Source organism: Alteribacillus iranensis (assembly GCF_900113025.1).
Classification (GTDB): Bacteria; Bacillota; Bacilli; order Bacillales; family Marinococcaceae; genus Alteribacillus_A; species Alteribacillus_A iranensis.
In genome coordinates this window covers 274,278-292,138 of sequence record NZ_FONT01000003.1, presented here as the reverse complement: position 1 = coordinate 292,138, position 17,861 = coordinate 274,278, and the positions used below count along the sequence as shown (strand labels likewise).

15 protein-coding genes are annotated in these 17,861 nt (G+C 42.4%); 7 read left to right on the top strand and 8 right to left on the bottom strand.

All coding sequences use genetic code 11. The features are described 5' to 3' along the window. Positions 1-94: 94 nt before the first annotated feature. Positions 95-478 (bottom strand): hypothetical protein, encoded by a 384-nt coding sequence (locus tag BM095_RS09135; RefSeq protein ID WP_091660573.1) that lies wholly within the window; start codon positions 476-478, stop codon positions 95-97. Positions 479-696: 218 nt separating this feature from the next. Between BM095_RS09135 and BM095_RS09130 the strand changes: the two genes are divergently transcribed. Next, positions 697-2,028: an MFS transporter gene (locus BM095_RS09130; RefSeq protein ID WP_091660569.1), complete on the top strand. Its 1,332-nt coding sequence runs from the start codon at positions 697-699 to the stop codon at positions 2,026-2,028. Here the strand turns inward: BM095_RS09130 and BM095_RS09125 are convergent. Genes BM095_RS09125 through BM095_RS09115 form a run of 3 tightly spaced genes read right to left on the bottom strand, consistent with a single transcriptional unit; the run spans position 2,002 to position 5,877 of the window. Next, positions 2,002-3,105: a GerAB/ArcD/ProY family transporter gene (locus tag BM095_RS09125; RefSeq protein ID WP_091660566.1), complete on the bottom strand. Its 1,104-nt coding sequence runs from the start codon at positions 3,103-3,105 to the stop codon at positions 2,002-2,004. The genes BM095_RS09130 and BM095_RS09125 overlap by 27 nt on opposite strands. Before the next feature lie 16 nt (positions 3,106-3,121). Further along, positions 3,122-4,324: a Ger(x)C family spore germination protein gene (locus tag BM095_RS09120; RefSeq protein WP_091660564.1), complete on the bottom strand. Its 1,203-nt coding sequence runs from the start codon at positions 4,322-4,324 to the stop codon at positions 3,122-3,124. Further along, a complete protein-coding gene (locus tag BM095_RS09115; RefSeq protein ID WP_177194760.1) occupies positions 4,321-5,877 on the bottom strand; it encodes a spore germination protein in 1,557 nt (518 codons plus the stop codon). Before BM095_RS09115 ends, BM095_RS09120 begins: the two co-directional genes overlap by 4 nt. A 130-nt stretch (positions 5,878-6,007) precedes the next feature. Between BM095_RS09115 and BM095_RS09110 the strand changes: the two genes are divergently transcribed. Further along, complete coding sequence (locus BM095_RS09110; protein WP_091660990.1) at positions 6,008-7,300, top strand: purine/pyrimidine permease; 1,293 nt, start codon at positions 6,008-6,010, stop codon at positions 7,298-7,300. A 408-nt stretch (positions 7,301-7,708) separates the two neighbouring features. Further along, the gene (locus BM095_RS09105; RefSeq protein ID WP_091660558.1) at positions 7,709-8,692 is read left to right on the top strand and encodes a sodium:calcium antiporter; all 984 of its coding nucleotides are present in this window, start codon (positions 7,709-7,711) and stop codon (positions 8,690-8,692) included. A gap of 20 nt (positions 8,693-8,712) precedes the next feature. On the opposite strand, the gene BM095_RS09100 is transcribed toward BM095_RS09105, so the two are convergent. Beyond that, on the bottom strand, positions 8,713-9,273 hold the full coding sequence (locus tag BM095_RS09100; RefSeq protein WP_091660555.1) for a TlpA family protein disulfide reductase: 561 nt from the start codon (positions 9,271-9,273) through the stop codon (positions 8,713-8,715). Then, entirely contained in the window at positions 9,270-10,355 is a 1,086-nt protein-coding gene (locus tag BM095_RS09095) for a glycosyltransferase (RefSeq protein ID WP_177194759.1), read from the bottom strand. Before BM095_RS09095 ends, BM095_RS09100 begins: the two co-directional genes overlap by 4 nt. Before the next feature lie 456 nt (positions 10,356-10,811). Here BM095_RS09095 and trpS point away from each other — a divergent pair, with 456 nt between their 5' ends. Then, complete coding sequence (gene trpS, locus BM095_RS09090; RefSeq protein WP_091660550.1) at positions 10,812-11,801, top strand: tryptophan--tRNA ligase; 990 nt, start codon at positions 10,812-10,814, stop codon at positions 11,799-11,801. Positions 11,802-12,708: 907 nt separating this feature from the next. Here trpS and BM095_RS09085 read toward each other — a convergent pair. Together BM095_RS09085 and BM095_RS09080 are read right to left on the bottom strand one after the other, a co-directional pair. Continuing rightward, the gene (locus tag BM095_RS09085; protein WP_091660547.1) at positions 12,709-13,461 is read right to left on the bottom strand and encodes a DUF3603 family protein; all 753 of its coding nucleotides are present in this window, start codon (positions 13,459-13,461) and stop codon (positions 12,709-12,711) included. Positions 13,462-13,541: 80 nt separating this feature from the next. Continuing rightward, the gene (locus tag BM095_RS09080; protein WP_091660545.1) at positions 13,542-13,751 is read right to left on the bottom strand and encodes a hypothetical protein; all 210 of its coding nucleotides are present in this window, start codon (positions 13,749-13,751) and stop codon (positions 13,542-13,544) included. A 93-nt stretch (positions 13,752-13,844) separates the two neighbouring features. On the opposite strand from BM095_RS09080, the gene BM095_RS09075 reads away from it, so the two are divergent. From BM095_RS09075 to BM095_RS09065, 3 genes are read left to right on the top strand one after another with little or no spacing between them, the layout of a single operon-like run. Next, the gene (locus BM095_RS09075; protein WP_091660542.1) at positions 13,845-14,126 is read left to right on the top strand and encodes a hypothetical protein; all 282 of its coding nucleotides are present in this window, start codon (positions 13,845-13,847) and stop codon (positions 14,124-14,126) included. A gap of 21 nt (positions 14,127-14,147) precedes the next feature. Further along, a complete protein-coding gene (locus BM095_RS09070) occupies positions 14,148-16,712 on the top strand; it encodes a CBS domain-containing protein (RefSeq protein WP_091660539.1) in 2,565 nt (854 codons plus the stop codon). Positions 16,713-16,770: 58 nt separating this feature from the next. After that, on the top strand, positions 16,771-17,817 hold the full coding sequence (locus tag BM095_RS09065) for an LCP family protein (protein WP_245757859.1): 1,047 nt from the start codon (positions 16,771-16,773) through the stop codon (positions 17,815-17,817). The last annotated feature ends 44 nt before the right edge of the window (positions 17,818-17,861 follow it).

The following is a 17,861-nucleotide window of genomic DNA, read 5'->3' as shown; positions in this document are numbered from 1 at the left end:
GGCGCTCTCCCCTTTCCATGGACGGACCGAAGGAACCTCGAGCGAGTAGGCGCTGGAGCTAGACATCACTCCATGAATGTTAGAAAAACAACCATTACTGTTCCTTGTATGTAAAGGTTAAGATAAGGAAAAGAACAAAACTAATAAGAAGAATCGAGCCTCCGATGATGTAGAATAGCAGCGTAAATAGCTCAGGTAATGGAAATGGGCCGACCATGTGGAGCCACATCCCGGCTGTCAAGCCAATGGAGCCAATGATGGCAGACCACACCTGGATAGAAGCTAGTAAACTATGTTGCTGGTAAAACACTTTATAGAACACAGCCCACGCAAACAGACTTAGCCAGCCTACAACGAGAATATGAGCATGAACCGGTCGAAACGCATATGATCCTGCCCCGGCCATGTGTGAACCGATAAATACACCAATTAAAGCAAACAGCGCAGAAACCCTTAATAATGTTTTACTGTAATTCATTTTTCTCCCTCCTCCTACATGATAGGTCGATCCTTTCATTCCTCACCTGAACCAACCTCCAGCTGAATAACACTTGTATCCATTGTCTTTGCTTCATCATCATTCATGCTATACTCAGTATACAAAAGAGATTCTTAGATTCTATAGATATCTTGTGAACGATTGATAACACATATGAATGCCAAGTATATCACTCCTTTCGAAATAGGTGAAAACACATGTCTTCCATTCAAAAACCGTGGCTCTTAGTTCTTACGATTGGTCTTGGAACGTTATTAAACCCTTTAAATTCATCCATGATCGCCGTTGCAGTGACGAGAATGCAAAATGAATTCGCTCTCTCCTTTGCTGATGCTTCATGGCTAATTTCCATATTTTATTTATTCAGTGCTGCCGGTCAGCCTGTCATGGGCAAATTAAGTGATATGTTCGGTGCTAAACGTTTATTCTTAAGCGGCCTTCTCATCGTAGCAGCCGCTTCGATACTCGCTCCTTTTTCTCCTAGCTTTTCGTTTCTACTAGGTTGTCGTGCTCTGCAGGCAATTGGGAGTTCTACACTCTTTCCAGCCGGGATGTCATTAGTACGTACTTACATTACAGAAAAACAAGGTCGAGCACTCGCTCTTCTCTCCATATTTGCGACTACGTCCGCTGCTTTTGGCCCGTCTATCGGTGGATTTCTAATCGCTTCTTGGGATTGGCCGTCTATTTTCCTGATTAATTTCCCGTTCGTGATTCTATCGTTTACTTTAGCTCTATTTGTCTTGCCTGGAAGCAAAAAAGGAAAAGCAAACCTGAAGCGAATAGATGTAATAGGCATCATTCTGTTTATCGGAACGGTGACCGGACTCATCTTGTTTCTATTATCGATGGAGGAAGGACTAAATCTTTGGGCCCTATTCACGTTTGGGATGGGGCTGACATTGTTCTACATTTATGAACGGAAACGGGAGGAGCCTTTTATCGATGTATTATCCTTACAATCCAATGGAAATATTACGCTCATTTATATCCAATTTATCATAGTGAATCTTATTTACTACTGTTACTTTTTTGGTTTGCCGGCTTATTTCCAACAAGAGCTTGCATATAGCTCGGATACAACAGGATTAATGATGCTGGCTTTAGCAGGATTTAGCGTATTTACCGCACCGCTTGCCGGTCATCTCATTGATAAATATGGCTCAAAGCTGCCTCTTTTGATTGGATCCATTGTTTTGCTTACAGGCACTGCTCTGTTACTTACCTATCGTGAAGACTCTTCGATCCTATGGTTACTTATCATTATGGCTGTCATTGGCATGAGCTCGGGTTTTACTAATATTTCGACCCAGACGGCTCTTTATGAGCATGTAGACCGAAAAGATACCGGTTCCGCCTCCGGTCTCTTTCAAACGAGCCGATATTTAGGGGCTATATTGTCATCAAGCCTGTTAGGTGTAATGTTTAGCCAACACGTAAATACAGAGCAGCTGCATCTTATCGCTAGTATTTGTCTTGTTCTCTGCTTTCTGCTGATAGGGTTAACGATGCGTCTCCGTGGTAGATGAAGGGAAGGATAACGCCTCCTTCTTTCGTCTTCTTCTCCCAATGACATAAAGTAAGAAAACCAGCGGGAGGAGAATGAAGGAATACGCATAGGCTTGAATCATTCCTTCCAAGCGGTAATAATTTAACACCATGTAGTAACTTCCTATAAATACGATAGCTGTGTATGCCATAAAAACAAAGTATTTCTTCCACTTCTTTTGAAAGGATTCTACCGTCAGCTCATGAGCGATTCGTAAGTATAAACTACAACGAATGTACACCCCGAACGTCATGAGTATGACAGCATATACGTCAAACCGGTCAATAAAACCAAGATCGACGATACGTACAATGGAAAATGCCGGGTAAACTAAATTTTCCGCTTGTCCTAATCCAAATATCGTAATAGCACTTGTCGATGTAGACAGCATCATCAGAGCATTAATAATAATGCCAAGTGACCATATGAGGAATATCCTTTTTGCTTTTATATCTTTAAATGGAATAATGAGAAGAAATAACAATTCAACCCAAACACTAATGAGAATTAACGTCCCCCATAACACGGGTCCCCATCCAAATTCCAGGATCGGCTGTAAATACGCCCATTCTTTTTTAGGATGATCCATTAATGTTACGGTATGTCCTGTTATAGCGGTAATAAAGGCTAAAATACTGGATGTTAAAGCAATTCGTTTTATCCCTTTGCTCGCTGCATACATGGCAAACAATATAAACCATAGTAACAGGACAAACCGAGGAGTGTCAGGCAAAAATCCAATAAATACTAAATCCACCAATGCGGCGGCCGACAATACGGTTAAAAACAGAAAATACATGGTGCATATTGTTATAACCATGCTCCCACCGAACTTCCCTAAAATACCCTTGACCAATTGAGGAAATGTTTCATTTGGTGTTAAAAGTCTTATTCGATAGATAAACCAAGCAATAAGAAAAGCAGCCGGGAGAGAAAGCAGCACAGATATCCAAATATCTCGTCCGACCACATCCAACATCAGGGGCAAAATGACTACGTGGCCCATAATAGGCAGTGTCATGACTAATAAAAAAAGAGTCTCCCATTTTTTCACCATAATTCAACCTTCTCCTTCAGATTCCCGGTAATAAGTGGTAAGGATTATTAAATGGCCTGCGCTGGTTTTCACGGTCCACATTGTCATTAATTAACCCACGATGAGAAATATCCGCATGAACTTGCACGTTCACGTCTGCGTTAGCAAACACGTCCTCCCAATTGTTTTTAAGATGGCTATTCCACTCCTCCGGGTATTTTCGGTACGTTTCCAGTCCGAGGTTCATAATATCTGTTTTTAATTCGTCTTGTAACACTGTAATGACACTTTCCATCGTTTTTTTCATATGTTGAGCTGTTTTGTCTTCAATGCGTTTCGTAAAGTCACGGGTAATACGATGCCCTGATATGTTATCACCAACAATGCCGCGAATGGTTGTATCAATATTTACTTTTAACTGTTTGCCTTCAAGTGTTGGTGTCATAGTAGCCTTCGTTGATTTTATATTAATCGATGCCTTTTCTCCCTCTTCCTCCTGTATCGGTACGGTAATACTTCCTCCATTCACATTATCTAAGAGAATATTCAAACCAACCGTCTGATGGATATTTAATGCTCCCACCATTTTGTCATTCTTAATAACAGCCGTGCCTTCTAACGAGGTTATATTCTGGCCAGCATTCTCCTTTAATGTAATGATTGGTAAATAGGCGTTATGAACCGGCCCTTCCATTTGCTTATAAAATTCACGCATTTTTACTACCGTATATTCTGCTATGAATTCCGTTTGGTCTAGCGCTGAGATGATTTCCAACGAGGACAGATCACTATACAACGTAGCCGTATTTAAAATATCGAGAGGATCATGAGGAGTAATAAAGAAGTAACTATTCAAGCGAAGCATTTCATTTCTCCTCAATATATCTAAATGCTGCATGAAATGATCGTCTCGAGCCAATTCTTCTCCCAATATCCAAGTACGGGTATGAGCAAAATACAAACGCCGTTTTGCATAGCGAATAAATTCCCGGGCGCCATTTAATAAGGTATCCGCTTCTTTTTGTAAAATTACGTTGCTTCCACCGTCCCCTCCTCCTTGAGGAGCTCCTGAACTTTCCGTCGAAGTCGGTTTAATACTTTCTGTCGTCATCACTATTTTGTCTTCTTCTTTATTCAACCCAACCCCTAACACGAATAAGGAATCATCGATTTCCTGGTTGTTCCAGCAAGCTGTTAATAGGAAGAGACAACTTGTCATGATAATCAGCTTCTTTTTCATTCTTTGCCACCTGTCTTTGGTAAAGCTGTAATTTTTTCATCGCGGCGGTGAGGCACGCTTCTCGGTCGGTGTTTAATCCACCGAAGAGGCAAGCGAATGAGGGCGTCCTCCCAATCACGGAAATAAACAGGAGCAAATGGGGCCATATACGGAACACCGACAGAAGTTAACGAAACCATGTGTGTTAAAAGGCCAAGCATGGCCACGAACAAGCCATAAGCCCCAAACAAGCTGCTAGCCGCAAAAAAGAAAACTCTTAAGAGAGCGGTTACGTCTGCAATCGGATTTATTACAAAGGATGCAATATAAGCAATAGATACTACGATGACAGTTGGGGCTCCAAACAATCCAGCGGACACAGCAACTTCACCTAATATAAGTGCCCCAACTATCGATAAGGCCGATCCTACTTGCTGCGGCAATCGAATGCCTGCCTCCCGAACGACTTCAAACATAATAATGGATAAGATAACCTCCATAGCTAATGGGAAAGGTACCAGCTCACGCGCTTGGACAATGGGCACGATCATGTCAGAGGGGATGGTTTCTTTGTGAAAATTTAGCGCCGCAATATAGATAGCAGGAAATGTTGTACTAATAATAAACGACAAAAATCGTAACAACCTTATGAACGATACATAGTAAGGTCTGGAATTGTAATCCTCGACATTCTGCATATTTTCGATAAATAGGTGCGGGATAAATAAGCATATCGGTGTTCCGTTGATAAGTACGAGAATACGCCCTTCCATTAATAAAGCGGCCGCTTTGTCAGGCCGTGCCGTATTACCAATGGTAGGAAACATCGTATAAGGATGATCCTCGATGTATTGCTCGAGCTCTCCAGAACTTTTCAGACTATCTACCTTTACCTCTTTTATTCTCTCTCGAACTCTATTCAAAAGCTGTGTATCCACGATGTCATTCATGTAGGCCAGTGTAATCGTTGTTCGACTGATCTCTCCTACCACTATGGTTTGGAAACGCAAACTGGGATGGGAAATACGCTGACGTAACAAGGAGATATTGACTGCCGTTGATTCCACAAACCCATCTCTTGCTCCCCGGATTGCCTGCTCTGCCTGCGGTTCATCAATCGAACGCACTTCAAATTTAGAAGCGTTTATTAAGAGAGCCTTATTCGATCCTTCCGTAAGAAGCAGAGTATTTCCCTTCAGTACTTGTTCTACTGCTTGATAAACATTTTCTTCTTCTTTCCATTCATTGATAGTTATCCTTTCTTTCAGCCTATTTCCTTGGCTGTCTTCAGGCTTTTTTAACAGTGGCTCAATGACATGTTCACGGATTGCTTCATCGTCTATGATCCCGTCTATGGAAAGCAAAAGAGCAGCTTGGGTTCCCCGGTTCACCATAGGGATCGACATCGTACGAAACATGACGTCCGGACTGTCCCCTAACTGCTGTTTCAATATGTTTTTATTTTCATCAAGAGAGATAGTAAAAGAAATAGAAGGTTTGGCAGGTTTCTGTTGATCATTTCTATTTCTTTTTAGTCGTTGTAACACACGGTATACATTAGGATATCCTCTCATTGTTTCCCTCCTGCTATTCCTTACACTCTTAGGATGATGGAAATGTGTCCAATTTATGTACGTTTTGAAACGCTTTGTGATACACTTAACAAGAATGCAGGACATAGTACATAGTTGAGGAGGGATTCTTGTGAGGTTGGTGTTATCTTCCTTACAGTGGGTCGCCTTCATTTTAGCGAGTACCATTGTCGTTCCAATCGTTATCGGAGAAGCATTTGGCATGACGTCTCTTGAAATCTCTGAGTTTCTGCAACGTACTTTATTTGTGCTTGGAATTGCAGGTTTGCTGCAAGTACTGTTTGGCCATCGTCTTCCTTTAATGGAAGGGCCGGCCGGGTTGTGGTGGGGAGTGTTCATCGTTTATGCGGGATTGGTTTCATCAGGAGGTCTCACAGGCGAAAGTGCCCTGCGGCAGCTTGAAGCAGGTATGCTGATCAGCGGTACACTTTTTTTAATCGCTAGTCTCTTCCGCTGGATTGACACGATAAAACAATTATTTACCCCGTTGGTGACAGGCACATATCTCATTCTTCTCGTGTCCCAATTAAGCGGGTCATTCATCCAAGGCATTTTAGGGATTGATTATTTTACGGATCAAGTGGATGCCAAAGTGGCTGTACCTGCTATTGGTATATTAATCGTTACTATCCTATTATCGAAAACAAGCATCCCTTTTATCCGCAGTTATTCTATCCTCATTAGTTTAGTAGCCGGCTGGTTACTTTTTTATCTACTTGGACTGACAAAAGAAACTACGAAGCGGACGGACATGTTTTCTTTTCCTGAACCATTGGCTTTTGGCATACCAGAGCTTTCAAGTGGAATGGTAATTAACGCTATAATGACAGCGATGCTATTATTAACAAATATGATTGCAAGTATGAAAGTGGTAGAAAAGGTCATCAGTTCACATTCTCCACAATCAAGAGAGCTCGATTATAATCGTGCCGGTGTCATTACAGGGATCAATCAATGGCTGAGTGGATTGTTTGCAGCCGTCGGTAATGTACCTCTTTCTTCTACGGCAGGTTTTTTGTTAACGACAAAAACGATAGAAAGATTACCGTTTATTATTGGGAATGTCCTTGTTATTCTCATTAGTTTTTTTCCAGTTTTCACTTCGTTTGCGGCCAATATTCCGACGCCAGTTGGATATGCCGTCATTTTCATTACGATTGCCAGTCTTGCTTCTCTCGGAGTAAGGGAATACCACTCTTTACAATTGACGGAGCGTAACCTATTTATTATCTCGATTTCGTTAATGATTGGTATCGGCAGTTTATTTGTCCCTGGTGAAACACTCACACATTTGCCAGGTGTTATTATGGCTCTCACGAATAACGGCCTCATTCTCGGTACTCTCGTATGTATCCTTCTCGAACAAGGCTACCGGGTCATCGACCACCATAAACATAAAAAATGAATCAAAATGGAATAAGATGCACGCTCTATCAGAACCCAGCTGCCCTATGACCAGGCAGCTGGGGAGTCAGAATTTTTATTGGTTCCATCCTGAGATAATCTTAACGCCCCTCCCATTAATAAGTCATTGACCCGCTACGAACTCCATGCTACTATGAAACTGTGAATAAAAAGGGGAGTAGCGTCCAATAGGATAAACAAATCGTCATGACAGTGCTGAATGCACTCGGTTTGTTTAGGTTGTGCTGTGCACAACGCACGCAAGACCTTTTTATGAGAGGGTTCCTGTATCTACGTACAGCCTTCTCATAAGAAGGTCTTTTTTTGTGTGTTCTTTTAAACACCCTGTATATCACTTGTTAAAACTCGAAGATCGCGGGGTATTGGTAAAAAGGAGAGGAGAATTGCTATGATATTTGTTTTATTTGGTATTGCCGCCCTCATTACAGTGGTAACAGCTGTTAAGCTGTCTACTTATGCGGATGTCATTAGTGAGAAGTCAAAATTAGGAGGCATGATGGTCGGTACCTTGCTTCTAGCTGGAGCAACGTCCCTTCCTGAAGTAACGACAAGTTTAACCGCTGTTTTTCTTGATAATCCAGACATCGCAGTCGGAAACGTGCTGGGTAGTAATATGTTCAATTTACTAATTATTGCTGTCTTTGATTTAGTTTATCGAAAAGAGAAATTGTTTTCACAAACGTCCTTTTCTCACGTGTACACCGCGGTGCTTGGAATGTTTTTAGCCGCAATGGCTTTGTTTGCTTTGATGATAAAAACAGAGATTTCCATTCTTGGTATTGGTATCGATAGTCTCTTGATACTCGGCGTATACGCAGTCGGCATGTATATCATCAATAAGAATGGCGAGGGCGTGGTTCCTGCAGAGGAAGAAATCAGCGAAGAAGGTCCAGCATACGCCATATCCCTTCGTCATGCAGTCATCGGATTTATCATCGCGGCCATTGTTATTTTAGGTGCCGGGTCTGCCCTTACCATGACTGGTGACCAAATAGCAATTCAAACCGGACTGGGCTCTAGTTTTGTCGGAAGTTTTCTGATTGCTGCTTCGACATCCTTACCGGAAGCAATAGCCGTGCTCGTTGCACTTCAGCTTCATAATCACAACCTGGCTCTCGGTTCGATTCTCGGAAGCAACCTATTTAATATGATTTTATTAGCGGTGAGTGATATTGGTTACTTTCATGGGCCCATTATTGCAGCAGCCAGCACCGTTCACCAAATTACAGCAGGCGCTGTCTTAGTACTTGGAACAATTGTATTGTTGGCGGTACTTCGCGGCCGAAAAAAATCATTTCGAGTGTACCCATGGCCTTCTGCTCTCCTGATTGTCGTTTACTTTATTTCCTCTTATCTCATTTTTGTTATCTAGCAAGCTGAAGGCTGGACAAGCTAAGAGCTGGGAATGGATCTCAGCTCTTTATTTAATTCATCAGCTGAAATCGGTCCATAAAAGGTATTTTGGATCGTACCATTTGTATCGATAAGAAAGGAGACGGGTACCATCGAAACATGAAACGCCTCTATGGCCTCTCCTTCTTTATCCAGCAACACAGGCATCGATAACTTTGCTTCCCGGACGAAGGAATAGACGTCTTCTTTTCGATACTCTTTTGAGGTGGCATTGACAGCTGCCACGTGAAACTTATCTTTATTCGACTCGTAAAGTTGCGATAACTGCGGAAGCTCTTTCTGACAGATATCACACCAGCTCGCAAAAAATGTGAGAAGAAGCGGTTTGTCCGAAAACTGTCCGACTGTGTACATATCTCCGTCCATTCCCGGTAACTTTACATCCGGAGCTTTCTCCATCGCTCCTGCCGTCTCGTAGTCAGATGTCGCTCGTACTGCTTCTTCTACAGGAGTGGTAGCTGCTTGATAATACATCCCTGATAACAGAATAATGCCACAAACCGCTAAGAAAGTTAATCTCTTTCTAAAAAAGTGCATCATTCATACTCCTTCCTCTTTTCTTCCCATGAGAAAGTCTTCGAGATACTTAGTATTGTGTCTACACTATTTTCCTCTTTCATTCGCCGGAGTCTTCTCTTCCATTTTACTTGCTTAAACGGATCGTTTAGTAATTCATCAGCTTGTACCTTTATAGCCTGGGTTGAGTGCGCCCAATAGGCAGCTTTGTTCTCTACAAACCGTGCGGCATTTTTCTCTTCTTGTCCGGGAAGCGGAGAATAAATGATAAGAGGGACTTCTCCTAATGCCGCTTCTGCCATCGTCATTCCCCCTGCTTTGCTTATTAGTAAATCTGCGGCCTGCAAGTATTCCAAATAATCGGCTGAAAACGTTTTGACATACACATCATGGCCTCGAATGACCATTTCCTTTTTTCTTGCTTTTTTGTCTCCCATCATAACGATCGTTGAAGGCGTCTCCCGTTTTGTAAGGACGTTCAGCACTTTTTTGTAGGGAAACCACCCTGTTCCTCCCCCGCACAAAAGAATCAGTGGTTTATTTCCATCCCAGCCATTCCGAAGATGGGTTTCTTTTTTTGAGAGCTTCCTTTTCTCCATCAAAGCAGGAAGTCCCGTCGGACATACAAATTGTCCTGACTGTATAAAAGAAGGTTTATCCAATTTCGAGGTAAACCATCCATTTACCATAGGGTGACTCGTTATAGGCGGCGTCCAATAATCTGTGGCGATATTATATAAGGGGGTACGAATGCGATGGCGAGCTTTTATATCTGCAGCAACAGCAGTCAGCAGCGGATGAACTGATAAAATAAAATCCGAACGAAATATAGTCATAAATGACGGATCAAGTCGGCGTGATAACCATCCTATGACAGGCTGTATAGATGCCGTTTCCATCGCAGCAATGGTTCTCCAAATGTCTGGATAAAACCGTATGCTATATTTATATGCGATTTTGCTACTTTGAAAGAGATACAGCATCCGTTCTTCCAAGGGCCGAAAAATTTGCGCGACATCCTGACGGTCCTCAGCTCTTCTCTGTAATAATTCGGCTGCACGATCATGCCCTTTCCCGTAACCCGCTGTAAGAATATGAACCTTCATGTTAAGTCTCCTCATCAGTTTGTCCTACTATATGCAATATCGAAGGAAGACATGCATAAGAAAAGCGAAAGTGTGTAAGGAAGATCGGCTAAAGAAAAAGGAACTTCTACTAAAACCACCCACATCGTGTGGGCCTCCAGAGCGTCTGGTCGCTGGAGCTAGACATCACTCCATGAATGTTATGCTTTCCTATCTTCTGAAAAAGGACTCCTGTTTACTAGGCGCATGACTTTCGTTATGATGTTATTAGCCGAAAAGCGCTTTTTAAGAAAACTTGGATGACCACCAAGTCTTCACGAAAACACAAGCGTTTTGCTTTCGAGGATCAGGGCATGGAAATACACAGCAAGATCAAACCAAAAAGCCCTTTTGAAAGCAAGCAATGAAGCTAGATCGTATGAAAACATAAAATACTTTTATACTTTCTAAAAGTACATAGAAAGGAATGGAATCGTCATGAAAACAGTATTTTCAGGCATCCAGCCAAGTGGCACATTAACATTAGGGAATTATTTAGGGGCACTTCAGCATTTTGTAGAATTACAGGAAGATCATCACTGTTTCTTTTGTATCGTGGATCAACATGCGATTACCGTCCCCCAGGAAAAAATGAAGCTTCGTAAGAATATCCGCAGCCTGGCTGCTCTCTACCTTGCATCAGGGATCGATCCGGAAAAATCTACATTGTTCATTCAGTCGGAGGTACCCGCACATGCCCAACTCGGCTGGATTATGCAATGTGTGTCCTATATTGGTGAACTCGAACGCATGACCCAGTTTAAAGATAAGTCAGCGGGAAAAGAAGCTGTCTCTGCCGCCCTCTTAACATACCCGCCTTTAATGGCTGCGGACATTCTTTTGTATAATACCGATATCGTGCCCGTTGGAGAAGATCAGAAACAGCACCTGGAACTCACTCGTGACTTGGCCGAACGATTTAACCACAAATATAATGATATCTTCACTATTCCGGAGGCTCATATTCCAAAAGTAGGCGCTCGTATTATGTCTCTTCAGAACCCGGAAAAGAAAATGAGCAAATCCGATGAGAATCAGAAAGCATTTGTTTCTATGCTTGATGAAGAAAAAACAATCATAAAAAAAATCAAGAGTGCTGTGACAGACTCTGAAAATGAGATCCGTTTCGATAGGGAAAACAAGCCTGGTATTGCTAATTTAATGTCTATTTATTCTCTTGCCACTGGAGACAGTCTAGAGGACATTGAAAAGAGATATACCGGGAAGGGATATGGGGACTTTAAGCAAGATACGGCGGAAGCGGTGGCTGCGCTATTACGCCCCGTACGAGAACGCTATCATGAACTCATTGAGTCCGAGGAGTTAGATAAGATTTTGGACGAAGGTGCAGAACGAGCAGGACGAGTGGCTGCAAAAACATTAGCGAAAGCAGAACGAGCCATGGGCCTTGGCCGGAAAAGAAGATAACTAAAGAAAAGCAAAAGGCTCTTGTACAGGACATGCTGACTTTTGCGTTGACTTTTGCGTTAGCTAGTACACGACGTACCGACCTCTGTTTGCGGTCCTAGAAGAAGATCAACTACTGACGTTCGTGTATTTAGCAAAGGATCCGTATCCTGACGTTTGTGATCTTAGCAGAAGATCGACTGTTTATGTTTGTGTACTAAGCAAAAGTTCCCTGCCTGTCGTTTGCGTTTTTAGCAGAAGAATCGCTATTCGACAAGCGCTGGAGACCCGTCAAGGTGGCTTGCCGCCGCAGCACGGGTTGAAGCGACCTCGAGCCGATGGCACCTGGAGCTAGACAAATAGAAATGCGCAAGGAGAGCCAGGCCGCCAAGAGAAGGAAAGAGACCCCGCCCCCATGGGGACGCCTATCTCCATAAAAGTTACACGTACCAAAATAAACCAGGGATAACCGGCCATGGTTGTCCCTGGTTTTTCCTGAAATATAGGAAAGGTATGGTTCGTAATGTACGAACCACTTAGATGGCATGCCAATAAAAAAGAACACCGCCTATGTATTCCATGTTCTGTGGAAACGGCGATGCTCGTCATCCTTTTACGTCAGAAACTATTGTGTTTCTGCTAAAAACACAAATGTCCTGCACCACTCAGGTCGCTTGTGTTTTACTTATCTTAATAGCCTTTGTCTTTCTGCCACACTTTGCCTACCCAAAAGCTGATGCCCACTGTTCCGAGGGCAAAAACGATTGTCGAAATTTGCATTACTACAGTAACGAATCCATCCATCATGCTTGTCCACCTGCCTCATTGTCTTGTTCTACCATCTATTATAGAAAACTATTATCTCTCTGTAAAGCTTCTCTTCCCTTATAAGACAGACGAAGCGGGTATGTTCTCCTATGTTTCAACGTTATTTCACTTCTTCTTCGTGATGCATGTTCCAAATCTTTTCAAAGAATGGCTGTCCTTTGATCATTTTCTGGCACAAATCATAATGAGAATCCGACCATCCATGTTTTACTTCATCAAATAAACGATCCCAGACTTCCTCTTTCTCATTCATTTGCACCTCTTCGTATCCGGCAGGATTCCATTCTGTGTACCAATATCTTGTTTCAGCCGAGGTCCCGGAGGTTTGCAGTTGATCCAAAGCCATAAACAGTAACTGCTTTAATTGTCGTTCTTTTCGCGTCAATCCAACCATATACTTGGGATGCGGTGAAAGAATGTGATATTCTTTCGGCGGCGGATCAAACGACAGATCAAAACATTTCTTTTTCTCTGAATGACTTTCCATAATTTCTTTCGTGAGCCGCTCTTGCTTCGTAGTAAGACGGCTTTTTCGTATAGGTGTCTGATAACCTAGTGTATCGATGGCTAATGCTCGCTCGCCATCAAACATAACAAAGCAATAATCTAGCGTGATCTTTGTCATGTTTTTACGAAGCACACTTTTTTGATACACTTCATGCAAGAGCTCTTCCGGAATGTCCTCCATACGGTTTTCGATAAAATCAAATAATCGTTCTGTTACTTTTACAATTTCTGCTTGTTCTAATACTTCAATTCTGTCTTCTGACGTCCATTCTTGAAAAGGACATACATTATACCCGTTTTCTTCTCCCTCAAACCAATTTATCCATACGTCACGGATCCGGGCCATGTCCTCACCCTCCTTGATATCCAGTAGTATCCACAGTATAGTCAGAGAGAAAATGTTTTATTCTGCCTGCCTTTGTATTTCTATCTATATTTTTCCGGAAAACAAATACTGGCGGCCATTAAAAGAAGTCCTATCGCAAAAATAATGGTTTCCATTCTTCTACTAACAAACATAAAATATCCCAAAAATGACAACCCGGCTGGGATATAATTAAGGTAGGCAATTAAACAAATGCCACCGCCTGCAGCTAAGCCGCAGCCGGTGCACCACATCATTAGTCTCGCGGTCATAGACACCGCTCCTTATCCAAAGTTTAGTAATAGTAAGGACATCATTGGTTGTGCGATGCCAGCCTTTACTACACTATGCAAAAGGGGATTTGAATGACTACTCATCGGGAAAAATTACAAAACGAATTATACGAGAAAATGGAGGAGTATGACGATCTTGTTCGGGAATTAAATGAACGAGCCAGACATTTAGGGAATGAAACATATTTTACTCACCTGCGCCTCTACAAAGAACAAAAAGACCAAATAGAAGATATCATGCGTTATTTTGATGAGGTCGGAGTAAACGCTTCAGAAAACACGACGGAAATGATAGTCACTCTCGCTTTAAAAGAGTTTCATCAACAGCTCATGCGGATAAAAAATGATCAGTAAGTGAGAGATGGGAGGATATAAATGGAGATAATTTTAACTCATGAAAATATGGATTTCGATGCGTTAGCATCCCTCGTTGCTGCATCTAAGCTTCACCCCCATGCAAAGATGGTGCTTCCTTCCTTGCAGTCCGATCAAGTGAAGCAATACTTAGCCATATACCGAGATAGTTTTTCATTTCTTTCCGAGTCACAAGTGGCATGGGAGGAGATCACTCATGTTATCTTAACGGATGTGAATACCATCACGCGTACGGTCGGTGCTTCGAAGTTAAAGGAAAAAAAGGTGTCCATCACTGTGTATGACCACCACCCTCTTCCTCAAGATACGAATTCATCAGAGGATACATACATCATACAAGACACAGGAGCAGCCGTAACCATCATCATAGAAGAAATGATGAACCAAAAAGTTGATATCAGTTCATACGAGGCCACGCTTTTTGCGCTTGGTCTTTACACAGATACCGGCTCCTTTACATATCCGGGAACCACCATTCGTGACTTAAAAGCAGCCGCCTTTCTTATGGAACATGGCATGCAGCTCGATGTTGTACAGCAATTTTCCGATGAAACTCTGTCGAAATCCCAACAACAGGCATTTCAGCATTTTTTAAACGAGTCCGAGCATGTCGAGATAGATGGGTTAGAAATTGTGATCGCATCTTTTGCAACGACTGAATTTGTTAACAGCCTTAACAGCATAACGTCACGTGTGTTAGAGACAACGGGAGCAGATGTGGTAGTAACCATTACGGACATGAAAAATAAAGTATTTGTTATCGGCCGTTCTGCTACAGATCGTTTTCAACTAGGAAAGCTGATGGAACATTTCAATGGAGGCGGCCATTCGAAAGCGGCTTCGGCTTCCATAAAAAACGGGGATATCGAGGAAGTGAAACAACAAGTATCTGATGTGATACCTCATATGGTCCTTTCTGCCGTACAAGCCGTTGACCTTATGTCAGCACCTGTTAAAACGATAGACCCAGCCACTACGATGGAAGAAGCCAAACAAAACATGCTTTATTACGGCCATAACGGCTTACCTGTTGTGAACGAAAATGGACAGCTCGTCGGTATTATTTCAAGACGAGATATTGATAAAGCGACTCAGCACGGCTATGGGCATGCTCCTGTTAAAGCTTATATGACATCACAGCCAGTCACTATCACGACATCCACCACGTTTGAAGAAATACAGCAATTGATGATCGAACATAACATCGGACGCCTACCTGTCATGGAAGACAACAAAATAATTGGGATTGTATCTAGAACCGATGTTATTGAGCATATGCATGAATCGTCACAATCCAAAAAAGAAACCTCTACAATTCGTCCTCAAATGGAAAAATTATTACCCGAGCCTACTTTTTCACTGCTAGAACGAGTCGGTGAGCTTGCGGATTCCATGAAGATGAATGCTTTTATCATTGGCGGAGTTGTGAGGGATTTAATTATGGGGATTCCGAATGAGGATATTGATATCGTCCTGGAGGGAAATGGCATTGAGTTTGCTGAAGCTTTTGCTAATAAAATCGGCGGTACAGTAAAACGTCACGAAACGTTCTATACAGCGACAGTCGAGACAGAGAGCGGGATCAAGCTAGATTTTACGACCTCTCGTACAGAATACTATGAAAAGCCGGCGGCTCTCCCGACGGTCTCTCGTTCCAACATTAAAGAAGACCTCTTTCGAAGAGATTTTACGATGAATGCTATCGCAGCGTCTTTACAGCCTGGCCGCTTTGGAGAATTAATTGATCATTTTCACGGTCTCTCTGATATCCATCATAAGCGGTTGCGCGTTCTACATAATCTCAGTTTTGTGGAAGATCCTACTCGTATTTTACGAGGCATTCGTTTCGAAGAACGGTTTGGCTTCCGTATGGACGAGCAAACAGAGGCTTTCATACGGCAATCCACTGGTTCGATCTCCGCATTATCCAAAGCGCGAATTATAACCGAGCTTCGCTATTTATTTTCTTCCGCTTCCCCGGTTCGGGTGTTCACTAGACTGTCCGAATTAGGCGTGCTTGATTCCTTCCTTCCAGGGGCCGTGTGGAGCACGTATTCCGAAGCCGTCCTTACTCACTTTTTGCGTCATCCTGAGGTACAGTCCTGGTCGGTAACGGAGAAAGAATATTGGTTTTTTATTACTCTGTGCTTGTACATCGAAGATTTTAAAAAGCCTTCTCTTGCTAGAATGGCAGCCGAAACGAGACAACAAAAGAAAGTAGTGAATGATATTTTTTCATTGTTGGAACACTATCCAGGATCCTATTTCAACACACCTGGTATGTTTCATAACATAGCACACCAAACAGAGGATCATGCTCTCCTCTTTACTTCCTGTGTTCTCTACCCTATAGACACAGATGTATCTGCTATGATAGAAGACTACCGACACAAAAGAAAAGATTTAACCAACTGGGTAGGCGGTGATGATTTAAAAGAAGCAGGAATATCTCCCGGTCCCTCCTACAAAAACTATTTATTCCAGCTTGAACAAGCGATTCTCGATCATAAAATTAAAAACCGGAGGGATGTTTTGCAATATATTCACACAAATTTCCTGTCATAATTCACTCCACCCCGTTCCTTTGTTATAATATCGATGAGAGGCTTGAGGGGGTCAAATTGTGAGAACGGATCGCAGGAAACGTTCCCGTAGGAAGAAACGTATATTAGGGACATTTTTATTTATATTAATGACAGCAGGAGCTGTAATTGTTTATTCTCAAACCAATTTGTTCGGGGGAGAAGATTCAACGGATCCAGCCCAAAATATAAAAGAATCGGGCCCGCCTGCTGTGGAAGGGTCACCAGCAGAGGTAGATGATGAACAGCAGACAGAAGAAACGCCAGAAGAGAGTTTGAATTTCCTATTAGTAGGAGTCGACGATAAAGAATCGGGAGCCGCTCGCACGGATACCATCATGTTGGCTAATCTAAAGCCAACGTCCGGAGAAGTAAAGCTAGCCTCTATTATGAGAGATACTTATGTAGAAATACCCGGGCACCAAAACAATAAAATTAATGCCTCCTTTTCCTTCGGAGGGATCGATTTACTAAAAGAAACAGTGGAAGATAACTTTAACATTCCTATTGATTATTATGCCACTGTGAACTTCGATGGATTTGTGGAAGTGGTCGACACCTTGGCTCCGAAGGGTCTTGAAATCGAAATTGAAGATCGCATGTATTACTCCGATCATTCAGGTGACGTCTATATCGACTTTCAACCTGGCAATCATAATTTAGATGGTGAAGAAACGTTGAACTATGTACGGTACAGAAGTGACCACGAAAATGATTTTGGCCGGGTCAGACGCCAACAGGAAATCTTACGGACATTAAAGGACAAGCTATTTTCAGCCAGCAGTGTTGTCAAGGTTCCTCAGCTGATTGGTGCGATACGCCCTAATCTTGATACCGATGTTTCAACAAGTAAGATGATAGGTTTGGGGAAAGACATCATGCTCCATCCGGTAGACCACATTGATACGATGCGGATTCCTACAGAAGATGCCTACACCGATCAACGCTACAGCCATGCAGGAGCTGTGTTAGAGCCTGATCTTGAGAAAAACCGGCAAATCCTTCATGAATTTTTTGAATTAGAAATGGAACATGACTCCATCGTGTCAAGTTCCATTCAACAGAACAATCTTAACACCTCTCCGTGACATGAAACTATCGCGAATGACCTGACTTGAATGTATAAAAAAGC